Consider the following 12,313-nt stretch of genomic DNA (forward strand, 5'->3'; position numbering starts at 1 on the left):
TGATAAAAAAAACAGCGCCCAACACAACTCCGGGCGCTGCATGGCAATCGTCAGAACGTAATCACCCCTTTGATCAACGCCCGATTGTTAATCACATCGCGTTCGAAGATCTCCGCAAGCTGGCTAAACGGATAGCGATGCGTAAGCATCATTTCAGCGTTCAGTTTGCCTTCCGCCATCAGCCGTCCCACCTTCGCAAAATCCTCCGGCGTGGCGTTACGACTCCCCATCATGGTGGTCTCTTTCTTGTGAAACTCCGGGTCAGAGAACTGTAAATCGCCTTTGAACAGCCCGACAAAGACAATGGTGCCGCCGTGGCGGATCAGGTTAACGGTATTGTTCATGGCATGCTGGTTGCCCGTCGCATCGAGCACTTTCTGCGCCAGCGAACCGCCAAATTGCGCACGCAGCTGAGCCTCAAAATCTTCAGTTGAGGGATCCACCACCGGCAGGCCGAGACGGGAAGCCACATGTTCGCGACGAGCGCTACTGGTATCGGCCACCACCACCTGCGCACCATCGGCCCTCGCAATCGCCGCCGCCCCGATCCCAATCGGCCCGGCCCCGACGACCAACACCTGATCACCCGGTGCGATCGCTGCCCGACGCACCGCATGAGCGCTGATCGCGTAAGGCTCGATCAACGCTGCCGCCTGAGGATCAATCCCCTCCGCCTGCAACAGATTAGTCGCCGGAACGCTGAGATACTCGCTAAACCCCCCATCCTGATGCACGCCGATCACAGAGATCTTCTCGCAGCAGTTCGTTCGGCCCCCCAGACACGCCGGACACTGCTGGCACGCAACATAGGGAATTACCGCCACCTGCTGACCCACGTTAAACTGCGTCACCTTCTCGCCGAGCGTCACAATATCCCCACATATTTCATGGCCTAATACGCGTGGATAACTAAAAAAAGGTTGATTACCTCCCCAGGCATGAATATCGGTTCCACATATACCGACAGACTTAATTTTTATTAATGCTTCATGTTTTTCCGGAATCGGAATGTCACGTTTCTCATGAATTAATTTTCTGGGTTCCTGGCAAATCAACATATTCATTGTGGACATCGTTATGCGCTCCTGTTTCTTTGTTGCTCCAGATATTGATGAAAATAGAAATAGCCGCGTAACGAGAAAGCTAATTTGTGAAACCCTGCGCATTAAAATGTTTTAAATCGGGTTTTAATGCAGTCAAAAGGAGATCCCGATGAGCCGTTCGCAAAATTTACGTCACAATGTCATTAACCAGGTGATCGATGATATGGCGCGCGGTCATCTTCCTTCCCCGCTGCCGTCGCAAAGCGCATTGGCCGAAATGTACAACATCAGTCGCACCACGGTGCGCCACATGCTCAATCACCTCAGCGAGTGCGGCGTATTGACTCTGGTCGGCAACGACCACGTCATCACCCGTAGCCCCGAACATGATGATGGTTTTGCCTGTACGACCGCCTCCATGGCGGAGCAGAACCGTATTTTTGAGCAGGCGTTTTATACGATGATTAACCAGCGCCAGCTTCGCGCCGGCGAGACGTTTTCTGAACTTCAACTGGCCCGGATGGCGGGCGTCAGCCCGGTAGTGGTGCGAGAATACCTTTTAAAATTTGGACGTTACAATCTTATCCAGAGCGAAAAGCGCGGTCAGTGGAGCATGAAAAAGTTCGATCAATCCTATGCCGAACAGCTTTTTGAGCTGCGTGAAATGCTGGAAACCCATGCGCTACAGCACTTTCTCAATCTGCCGGATGACGATCCGCGCTGGCTGCAGGCCAAAATGCTGCTGGAACGCCACCGCATGCTGCGCGACAGCGTCGGTAGCAACTTCCGCATGTTCTCCCTGTTAGACCGTGATTTTCACGCGCTGCTGCTCTCTGCCGCCGACAATATATTTTTTAATCAATCACTTGAGATAATCTCGGTTATCTTCCATTTCCATTACCAATGGGATGAACGCGATCTTAAGCAACGCAATATCATCGCCATTGATGAGCACATGACTATCCTCAGCGCGCTGATTTGCCGCAGCGATCTCGATGCGCTTCTTGCGCTGCACAACCACCTGAATACGGCGAAGCAATCGATGATTCGCTCCATCCGACAAGAAAATGAATGAATTAAAAACACATTAAAAACAACAAACCTTTAGCAAGAGCACGATTTTATACAACACATACAGCACCATGATGACTTTCTGCTTACTTTCTGATTAGGCAGGATTCATTCTGAATTTTTCCGCCAGTACAAAAGTTGGTTTTATTCGTTGATCCCTGGGAGCAAGTAGAAAATGAACAAGATAATAGCCGTGCTGATTACTGTTTGTACTTTTTTTCTGCCATTCACCATTCAGGCTAAACCGCTTTCTATTAAAGTCGCCTACGAAAATAATCCAGGCGAACCATTAGATGTGGTAATGCGCTACTGGGCTGAGATTCTGAATAAAAAAAGTGATGGAGAAATAACGCTGGTTCTCTATCCCAGCTCACAGCTAGGGTCAAAACAAGATGTGACTGAACAAGCCATGATGGGAATGAACGTCATCACGCTCACCGATGTGGCTTTTCTTGCCGATTACGAACCTGATTTAGGTATTTTGTTTGGACCTTATTTGACCGATGACCCGCAGAAACTCTTCAAAATTTATGAGAGCGACTGGTTTCGTCAAAAAAATGAAGACCTGAAGAAAAAAGGGATTCATGTGGTGATGAACAATTATCTGTACGGCACTCGCCAGATTATTTCTAAAAAACCGATTCGCAAGGTGGAAGATCTTGCGGGAATGAAAATCCGCGTACCGAATAACGTGATGCAAATTAAAGCTATTCAGGCAATGGGTGCAACCCCGACGCCGATGCCGCTGGGTGAAGTTTACCCTGCGCTGACTCAGGGCGTTATTGATGGTGTCGAAAACCCGATTTCCGTTCTGCAAGGGCAAAAATTGTTTGAGCAGGCGAAATATCTGTCGATGGTAAATTACCTGACCAACACCTCGGTATGGATTGGCGGCGAAGCCTTTTTCAGTACGCTTTCTCCTGAGCAACTGGAATTGATTCATTCAACGGGTTATGAAGCCGGCCTTTACAGCCAGAAATTAACGATTGAACGCGACGCCGAAATGCTGAAGAGCATGGAAGCGGAAGGCGTCGAAGTTATTTACCCGGATACCGAAGCATTCCGCCAGAAAGCACGCGAAGTTTACTCGCAATTCCCGGAGTGGACGCCGGGCTTGTATGAAACCATTCAACAGCAACTGCAATAAATACAGGCACAGATCGCCCGAAGCCTTTCCTCTCAAGGCCAGGGCGACTCTCTGAAGGAGGATTAATGCGTTTCTTTGGCAAGCTTGTAGAACTGAGCGCAGCACTGGCTTTGTTTATCCTGGTGGTAATGACCATTGCCGCCGTATTCATGCGCTATTTTGTAGGACAGCCCATTCAATGGACTGAAGAAATGTCCGGACTGCTGATGATTTGGGTGGTGATGCTGGGCGGTGTGGTGGCTGAACGTGACCGGGCGCATCTGACTATTCCTTTTGTCGTCGATATGCTCCCGCATAACGTTAAACGCATTATTGCCTCGCTGGTTGCCCTGCTTTCCATTGGGTTGCTGGTTTATATGGCCTGGCTGGGTTACCGACTGGCGGAAATGGCGCAGTATAAGGTCACGCAAATATTGAAAGTTTCCTGGTTCTGGATTGATATCGCTGTTCCCGTCGGTACTCTGGCAACGGCAATTTATACGCTCTACTGGTTAATAAACGATTTTAAACAGGTAGATGTCGGCGAGGAAAAACAATGAGCTGGTTATTGATTATTCCACTGATGATCGTGTGCTTATTTCTGAATATTCGTGTGTATCTGGCAATGTTTATCGGCATTATTGCCTATTTCCTCTTTTTTTCCACGGTTCCGATTGAAATTGCGGTCCAGCGGTTGATTGCGCCGACCCAAAGCCCCTCCTTGCTGGCGATACCCTTTTTTATCCTGTTGGGTACGCTGATGAGTTATACCGGTATTGCAGAACGTATCCTGCAAGTGGCGAATATTCTGGTGGGTAAAATGCGGGGCGGACTCGGTGTCGCCAATATTCTGGTCAGTACGATGATGGGGGGGGTCAGCGCCTCAAACCTGGCCGACGCGGCGATGCTGTCGCGCATGATGGTTCCCGAGATGGAACGGAAAGGCTACAACCGTGCCTTTGCTGCTGCGATCACCGCCGGGGGATCCCTCGTCACCCCAATTATCCCGCCGGGGATTGCCCTGATTATTTATGGCCTGGTGGCAGACGTCTCCATCGGAAAGATGTTCATGGCCGGTCTGATTCCGGGTCTGCTCTGTGCGGTGCTGTTAATGTTTACGGTTTATCTGGTTGCCCGTAAAACGAACGCGAAGCCCTCACGCGACACCTGGCCTACCGGTAAGGAAGCCCTCTTCTCTATTGGACAGGCCTGGCCCGCGCTGTTTTTGATTTTTGCCGTCGTCGGAGGGATTCGCGCCAACATCTTCACCCCAACAGAAGCCGGTGCGGCAGCCGTACTCATTGTGTTGATCATCGGTTTCTTCATTTATCGTCAAATGACCCTTGGTCACGTCGTGAAAGCGCTGGGGGAAACGGCGCGGGCAACGGCATCGGTCATGTTAGTCATCATGGCAAGTGCCGCTCTCGGTTGGATCTTCTCAATGGAACATGCCGGCGTCGCGGTGGCGAACTTTGTCACGACGCTGACAGAAAACAAATACATGTTCCTGTTAATCATCAATATTCTTTTGCTGACACTGGGGATGTTTCTTGAAGGGAATGCCATTCTGCTGATCCTGGTTCCATTGCTTAAACCTGTCGTGGCGCATTTTGGTATTGACCCGGTACACTTCGGTATCATCATGATTTTCAACCTTTCTATCGGCGCCTTCACGCCTCCGGTTGGCACCGTCATGTTACTGGTCTGCAATATTACTCAGGTTTCAGTCGGACAGTTTTTCCGTCAATCTCTGCCGCTGCTGGGCACCTTGTTACTCATGCTGTTGCTGGTGACCTACATACCGGCCATTTCCTTATTACTCGTCTGACCCGTTAACAGCGTAAAGTCCCCGCTAGCGGGGACTTTTCCCTGCGACCGGACACCGCGTTATACTGCCCTCACTGTCACCTTAATCCCGGTATCGTTATGCACATCACCTTCCGCCCAACCACACTGGCAGATGCTGACGCCCTGTCCGCCATTGAACGCTCAGCAGGACAGCGCTTTTTAGATGTGCCTGAGCTGGCGTGGATCGCAGACGATCACATCGTCAGCGCGGATCAGCATCGGGACTATGCCGGTAAGGGGATGAGTTGGCTGGCGCTGGCTGACGATCGACCCGTTGGATTTCTGCTGGGCGAAGCAATGGGATCGTCGCTGTATATTGCCGAATTTTCACTGCATTTGACGTGGCAGGGTAAGGGCATTGGCCGTCAGTTAATCGACACCGTCGCGCAGTGGGCGCGCGAGCAGGGCTTTACCTCTCTGACGCTCACCACGTTTCGCCATGTCGACTGGAACGCGCCGCTGTATCAACATCTGGGATTTGAAATACTGGAAGATGGCGCGTTGCCGGCAGCATTACGCCAGAAGCGAGAGGAAGAGACGGCGCATGGCATCGCGTTTGAATCACGTTGTGCCATGCGCCTGATGCTTAATTAAAACGTTTCCCAGTTATCCCCGGTCTCCGCCACAGCGGCTTTACGCGGTTGAACCGTTGTAGAAACGGGCTTAACGCTGGCAACGTCACGCGCACGCCGTTGTTCCTGCTGGATGTGGAACACGGCGACGGCCTGAGTCAGACGACTGGCCTGCTCTTCCAGCGCGGCGGCGGCGGCGGCGGACTCTTCCACCAGCGAGGCGTTCTGCTGGGTGACGCGATCCATTTCCGCTACGGCCAGACCCACCTGGTCAATCCCACGACTTTGCTCATCGGAAGCCGATGCGATTTCACCCATGATGTCGGTCACGCGGGTAACCGCATTCACGATCTCATCCATAGTTTCACCGGCGCTTTCGACCAGCGTAGAACCGACATCAACACGGCTGACGGAGTCTTCAATCAGGCTTTTGATCTCTCGCGCGGCCTGCGCACTGCGCTGGGCGAGGTTGCGCACTTCACCAGCAACCACCGCAAAGCCGCGCCCTTGCTCACCGGCACGGGCCGCTTCTACCGCCGCGTTCAGCGCCAGAATGTTGGTCTGGAAGGCAATGCCGTCGATCACGCTGATAATGTCAGCAATTTTCTGCGAACTGGAGGCGATATCACGCATGGTTTGCACCACGTTATCGACCACTTTCCCGCCTTTCTGCGCCGTTTCGGACGCGCTCAGCGCCAGATGGCTGGCCTGACGGGCGTTTTCGGCGTTCTGCTTAACGGTGGCCGTCAGCTCTTCCATGCTCGCCGCCGTCTCTTCCAGAGACGCCGCCTGCTGCTCGGTACGGGAAGAGAGATCGTTGTTACCCATCGCGATTTCGCTGGCGCCGCTGTAAATGGCGTTCGCGCCGTTACGCACGTCGCCCACGGTACGCACCAGCTCACCCTGCATGTGGCGCAGGCTTTCCGCCAGTTGGCCCATTTCATTGGTGCCTTCCACATCAATACGCTTCACCAGATCGCCACTGGCAATATGACGAATGCTCGCAATCAGGCGATTCATTGGTGCGATCAGCGACAGCTTGATACCAAACCAGACGGCAATAATAACCACCAGCACCGCCAACAGCACGCTGCCCAGAATCCACATTGCCTGGCTGTAGGAGCGGTTGTTGTCCCCTACCGCCAGGTCATACAGACGGTCGTTCTGTTGCAGATAGTTCACATACTGCTTCTCAAAACCGTCCTGATATCCCTGGGTCGGCTGATCGAAAAACTCGTTGATCTTCCCGGCGCCCAGCAACTGGATCAGTTCAGCTAACGCGTTGTGATAGATGTCATAATTGCGTTTGATCTCCGCCGATGCCGCTTCGCTTTGACGCGGGTCGCGCGGCAGCGCTTCGTAATCCGCCCAGTTTTTTTCCGCCTGTTTCAGGGAGGTGCTGGCAATCTGCATCAGATCCGCAACGGTCGCGCCGCTACCAATATTGCTCTGATCCATCATGTAGCGGATACCCGCACGGTTAAGGGTGTTACGCGTTTGCAGCAGCGCTACCCAACTGCCATTCAGCGTGGACTGCTGCTGACGAATAGTTTGCAGCACGGTGAAGTTCTCTTTGTCATTTTTCAATGCATTAAAGAACAATCCGCCTGAAGTGAGTTGTAAAAGGCCAAATAAAGCCAGAACCAACAGTAGGCTGGTCACAATCTTGATACGTTTTAACATGTTTTCTCTTTCCGCTAGACAGATACTCTGGTTGTCGGCCCGGAATGAGAAAACTTTATGTAATCGCGAGGGGTATCACAGGAAATTTGTTCGATTAACTGGCAAAAAATGCGATTACCCTCTACCCGAACGGGAATCAGGCGAGGATGCCTCGCCCATTCTGCCTTATCTCAGCGCGGAAATGTCCTCAAACAGAGAGCGGGTGATCGTCACGCCTTCCAGCAGCGATTTCTCCCGCGTACTGAAGCGTCTTTCTCCCGGCAGTCGCGCCCCCTGCGCCTGCATCGCGGCAAACAGGGTTTCTGCCCGCTCCAGATGGAGATGCGCCTCATCCCCGAGGAATCGGGACGGATCAAGCGCCAGAATCAGCTCGCCGCCGTACGGCAAACCACCCGCCCCTTCATCCCAGGCCAGCGATTCCGCGCTGGTCATGTCACCGATGAGCGGCCCTGCCAGCAGTTCAACCATTGCCGCGAACGCCGAGCCTTTGTGGCCGCCAAAGGTCAGCATGGCGCCGTTTAATACCGCCTGCGGATCGGTTGACGGTTGCCCCTCGCTGTCGATGCCCCACCCTTCCGGGATCGCTTTTCCGGAACGCTGATGCAACTGGATCTCGCCGCGCGCCGCTGCGCTGGTTGCCATATCAAAAAGGTAAGGCGGTTTGCCTTTACGCGGCCAGCCAAAGGCGATGGGGTTCGTGCCAAACAGCGGACGCGTACCGCCTGCCGGGGCGACCCAGGCGTGGCTTGGCGTACAGGCGTAACCCACCAGTCCGGCGTCCGTCAGCGGTTCAATATCCGCAAACAACGCGGAAAAGTGAACGCAGCGGTTGATCGCCAGCGCCGCAATTCCGCATGTGCTGGCTTTACTGATGAGCAACGGCAGCGCCTGTTCATAGGCCACCAGCGAGAACGCGCCGCCAGCGTCCGCCTTGACGATAGCGGGCGCCTGATCGGAAATCTGCGGACGTGCATCAGCGGAGACTTTTCCTTTACGCAGGGTCTCGACGATCCCCAGCAATCGCCATAACCCGTGAGACGCGCAGCCGTCACGCTCGCCCGCCGTCACGTTACGCGCGATGGCATCCGCATGTTCCGCGCTAAAGCCGTTGATGCTTAACACCTCACGCGCCAGCGTGTAAGCCTCAGATAAAGTGAGGTTTACTGTTTCCATGTTGTTCTCCTTATGATGTTGTCGGCAATAAGCGTAGTCGGTATTCGCCATTCGTTGACGAATTTTTCTTTGTGATCTCAGTCACATAATATTCGCCGTTCTGCGATCCTCTTTACCGCTTACTGACACTTCTGACCGCTTAACTCACCATTTGACCGCTCACTTATTTACCGTACTTTACGCGCGCGACTCTCTGGCAAGATCGTCACCAGCATAGCAGTCCCATTACCTCTTCAAACGCAACCCAAACCAAACGGCTTCGGCCAATTATTAATCTTATAAAACCAGGTTTTACTATGGATACGAAAAAGATATTCAAGCACATACCCTGGGTGATCCTCGGGATCATCGGGGCATTCTGCCTCTCGGTTGTCGCCTTACGCCGGGGTGAACACGTCAGCGCCCTGTGGATCGTGGTCGCTTCCGTGTCGGTATATCTGGTGGCTTACCGCTACTACAGCCTCTACATCGCCCAGAAGGTGATGAAGCTCGACCCTACACGCTCGACACCTGCGGTCATCAATAACGATGGCCTGAACTACGTTCCAACCAACCGCTACGTCCTGTTCGGACACCACTTTGCCGCCATCGCGGGCGCCGGTCCGCTGGTCGGTCCGGTACTGGCCGCGCAGATGGGCTACCTGCCAGGTACCCTGTGGCTGCTGGCGGGCGTCGTGCTGGCGGGTGCGGTTCAGGACTTCATGGTGCTGTTTATCTCTTCTCGCCGTAACGGCGCGTCGCTTGGCGAGATGATTAAAGAAGAGATGGGCTCCGTACCTGGGACAATTGCCCTGTTTGGCTGCTTCTTAATCATGATCATCATCCTCGCGGTACTGGCGCTGATCGTCGTAAAAGCGCTGGCCGAAAGTCCGTGGGGGGTCTTCACCGTTTGCTCCACCGTGCCTATCGCGCTGTTCATGGGGATCTACATGCGCTTCCTGCGTCCAGGGCGTGTGGGTGAAGTGTCGGTAATTGGTATTGTTCTGCTGGTAGCATCTATTTACTTCGGCGGCGTGATTGCTCACGACCCATACTGGGGTCCGGCGCTGACCTTTAAAGACACCACCATTACCTTTGCACTGGTAGGCTATGCGTTTGTGTCTGCGCTGCTGCCGGTATGGCTGATCCTCGCCCCGCGCGACTATCTGGCCACCTTCCTGAAAATCGGTGTTATCGTCGGTCTGGCGCTGGGTATCGTATTCCTCAACCCTGAGCTGAAAATGCCGGCCATGACCCAGTACATCGACGGTACCGGCCCGCTGTGGAAAGGTGCACTGTTCCCGTTCCTGTTCATTACCATTGCCTGTGGCGCTGTCTCTGGCTTCCACGCGCTGATCTCTTCCGGTACGACCCCGAAACTGCTGGCCTGTGAAACTGACGCCCGCTTCATCGGTTACGGTGCGATGCTGATGGAATCCTTCGTAGCGATCATGGCGCTGGTTGCGGCTTCTATTATCGAACCGGGTCTCTACTTTGCAATGAACACCCCACCGGCAGGCCTGGGCATTACCATGCCGAACCTGCATGAGATGGGTGGTGAGAACGCGCCGCTGATTATGGCGCAACTGAAAGACGTGACCGCGCATGCGGCGGCAACCGTCAGCTCCTGGGGCTTCGTGATTTCACCTGAGCAGATCCTGCAAACGGCGAAAGACATTGGCGAACCGTCCGTTCTGAACCGTGCCGGTGGTGCACCGACGCTGGCGGTTGGTATCGCGCACGTGTTCCACAAAGTCATGCCGATGGCTGACATGGGCTTCTGGTACCACTTCGGTATTCTGTTTGAAGCACTGTTCATCCTGACCGCACTGGATGCCGGTACGCGTTCCGGCCGATTCATGCTGCAAGACCTGCTGGGTAACTTCGTCCCGTTCCTGAAGAAAACCGACTCTCTGGTTGCCGGTATCGTCGGTACGGCGGGTTGTGTGGGACTGTGGGGCTACCTGCTGTATCAGGGCGTGGTCGATCCGCTGGGCGGCGTTAAGAGCCTGTGGCCGCTGTTCGGTATCTCTAACCAGATGCTGGCAGCCGTGGCGCTGGTTCTGGGTACCGTGGTACTGATTAAAATGCAGCGCACCAAATACATCTGGGTGACCGTTATCCCGGCTGTCTGGCTGCTTATCTGCACCACCTGGGCGCTGGGTCTGAAACTGTTCAGCACCAACCCGCAGATGGAAGGCTTCTTCTATATGGCTAGCCAGTACAAAGAGAAGATTGCCAACGGCGGCGAACTGACCGCACAGCAGATTGCCAACATGAATCACATTGTTGTGAACAACTACACTAACGCAGGCCTGAGTATTCTGTTCCTGGTGGTGGTGTACAGCATCATCTTCTACGGTTTCAAAACCTGGATGAATGTGCGCAACGTGGACAAACGTACCGATAAAGAAACCCCGTACGTTCCGATTCCTGAAGGCGGCGTGAAGACCTCTTCACATCACTAAGCTGATGCCGGGTAACGCTTCGCTTACCCGGCCTACAGAATGCTGTAAGCGTAGGCCGGATAAGGCGAAAGCCGCCATCCGGCTTTAATCATTCACGAGGCGGCACAATGTTTGGTAACTTAGGTCAGGCAAAAAAATATCTCGGCCAGGCGGCAAAGATGTTGATTGGTATTCCAGACTACGACAACTACGTCGAGCATATGCAAACCAACCATCCGGACAAGCCGTACATGAGCTATGAAGAATTCTTCCGCGAGCGCCAGCAGGCGCGCTACGGCGGCGACGGTAAAGGCGGCATGCGCTGCTGTTAGAAGGAGAAGTGAATGACCCCGATTGCAGTCACCCTACTCACCGGTTTTCTTGGCGCAGGTAAAACCACTCTGCTGCGCCACATCCTCAACGAAGAGCACGGCTACAAAATTGCCGTTATCGAAAACGAATTTGGCGAAGTGTCCGTTGACGATCAGCTGATTGGCGATCGCGCCACGCAGATCAAAACCCTGACCAACGGCTGTATCTGCTGTACGCGTTCGAACGAACTGGAGGATGCGCTGTTAGACCTGCTCGACAACCTCGATAAGGGCAATATCAGCTTCGATCGTCTGGTGATTGAATGCACCGGCATGGCCGACCCCGGCCCGATTATTCAGACCTTTTTCTCCCATGAAATCATTTGCCAGCGCTATCTGCTGGATGGCGTTATTGCGCTGGTCGATGCGGTCCATGCCGACGATCAGATGAACCAGTTCACCATCGCCCAGTCGCAGGTCGGCTATGCCGATCGCATCCTGCTGACCAAAACCGACGTCGCTGGCGAAAGCGAGAAACTGCGGGAACGTCTGGCGCGCATCAACGCCCGCGCGCCGGTTTATACCGTGACACATGGCGATATCGACCTCTCCCTGCTGTTCGACACCAACGGCTTTATGCTGGAAGAGAATGTCGTCAGCGCCAAACCGCGCTTCCACTTCATCGGCGACAAGCAGAACGATATCTCTTCCATAGTGGTGGAACTGGATTACCCGGTGGATATCAGCGATGTCTCCCGCGTGATGGAAAACCTGCTGCTGGAGTCCGCAGAAAAACTGCTGCGTTACAAAGGGATGCTGTGGATTGAAGGCGAACCGAACCGGCTGCTGTTCCAGGGCGTCCAGCGCCTCTATAGCGCCGACTGGGATCGCCCGTGGGGCGATGAACCGCCGCACAGCACGCTGGTGTTTATCGGCATTCAGTTGCCTGAAGACGAGATCAGAGCCGCGTTCGCGGGGCTTAAGAAGTAAATTTTATTGCCCGATGGCGCTTCGCTTATCGGGCCTACGATTCTCCCCTTATGCCACCGTCCGGCACGCA

The 12,313-nt window shown here is 53.9% G+C and carries 11 protein-coding genes; 8 read left to right on the plus strand and 3 right to left on the minus strand.

The window, feature by feature from the left end:
- Positions 1-50: 50 nt before the first annotated feature.
- A complete protein-coding gene (locus tag F384_RS16240) occupies positions 51-1,073 on the minus strand; it encodes a zinc-binding alcohol dehydrogenase family protein (RefSeq protein WP_046487095.1) in 1,023 nt (340 codons plus the stop codon).
- 139 nt (positions 1,074-1,212) lie between these two features.
- Here F384_RS16240 and F384_RS16245 point away from each other — a divergent pair, with 139 nt between their 5' ends.
- The 5 genes from F384_RS16245 (at position 1,213) to F384_RS16265 (ending at position 5,682) form a co-directional block, all read left to right on the plus strand.
- On the plus strand, positions 1,213-2,118 hold the full coding sequence (locus tag F384_RS16245) for a GntR family transcriptional regulator (RefSeq protein WP_046487098.1): 906 nt from the start codon (positions 1,213-1,215) through the stop codon (positions 2,116-2,118).
- Positions 2,119-2,289: 171 nt separating this feature from the next.
- Positions 2,290-3,261, plus strand: coding sequence for a C4-dicarboxylate TRAP transporter substrate-binding protein (locus F384_RS16250; RefSeq protein WP_046487101.1), 972 nt, complete (start codon positions 2,290-2,292; stop codon positions 3,259-3,261).
- Between the two features lie 65 nt (positions 3,262-3,326).
- A complete protein-coding gene (locus F384_RS16255) occupies positions 3,327-3,800 on the plus strand; it encodes a TRAP transporter small permease (protein WP_046487103.1) in 474 nt (157 codons plus the stop codon).
- A complete protein-coding gene (locus F384_RS16260) occupies positions 3,797-5,068 on the plus strand; it encodes a TRAP transporter large permease (RefSeq protein ID WP_046487106.1) in 1,272 nt (423 codons plus the stop codon). The genes F384_RS16255 and F384_RS16260 overlap by 4 nt, the downstream gene beginning before the upstream one ends.
- Before the next feature lie 98 nt (positions 5,069-5,166).
- On the plus strand, positions 5,167-5,682 hold the full coding sequence (locus tag F384_RS16265) for a GNAT family N-acetyltransferase (protein ID WP_046487108.1): 516 nt from the start codon (positions 5,167-5,169) through the stop codon (positions 5,680-5,682).
- On the opposite strand, the gene tsr is transcribed toward F384_RS16265, so the two are convergent.
- Both tsr and F384_RS16275 read right to left on the minus strand, forming a co-directional pair.
- On the minus strand, positions 5,679-7,343 hold the full coding sequence (tsr, locus tag F384_RS16270) for a methyl-accepting chemotaxis protein (RefSeq protein WP_046487111.1): 1,665 nt from the start codon (positions 7,341-7,343) through the stop codon (positions 5,679-5,681). The genes F384_RS16265 and tsr overlap by 4 nt on opposite strands.
- 165 nt (positions 7,344-7,508) lie before the next feature.
- The gene (locus F384_RS16275; RefSeq protein ID WP_046487113.1) at positions 7,509-8,516 is read right to left on the minus strand and encodes an Ldh family oxidoreductase; all 1,008 of its coding nucleotides are present in this window, start codon (positions 8,514-8,516) and stop codon (positions 7,509-7,511) included.
- 296 nt (positions 8,517-8,812) lie between these two features.
- Between F384_RS16275 and btsT the strand changes: the two genes are divergently transcribed.
- The 3 genes from btsT (at position 8,813) to yjiA (ending at position 12,243) form a co-directional block, all read left to right on the plus strand.
- A complete protein-coding gene (btsT, locus tag F384_RS16280; RefSeq protein ID WP_046487117.1) occupies positions 8,813-10,963 on the plus strand; it encodes a pyruvate/proton symporter BtsT in 2,151 nt (716 codons plus the stop codon).
- A 107-nt stretch (positions 10,964-11,070) separates the two neighbouring features.
- Positions 11,071-11,274: a YbdD/YjiX family protein gene (locus F384_RS16285; protein ID WP_024130742.1), complete on the plus strand. Its 204-nt coding sequence runs from the start codon at positions 11,071-11,073 to the stop codon at positions 11,272-11,274.
- 12 nt (positions 11,275-11,286) lie between these two features.
- On the plus strand, positions 11,287-12,243 hold the full coding sequence (gene yjiA, locus F384_RS16290; protein ID WP_046487124.1) for a GTPase: 957 nt from the start codon (positions 11,287-11,289) through the stop codon (positions 12,241-12,243).
- Positions 12,244-12,313 lie beyond the last annotated feature (70 nt).

Origin of the sequence: Citrobacter amalonaticus Y19 (genome assembly GCF_000981805.1) — a bacterium.
Taxonomy (GTDB): Bacteria; Pseudomonadota; Gammaproteobacteria; order Enterobacterales; family Enterobacteriaceae; genus Citrobacter_A; species Citrobacter_A amalonaticus_C.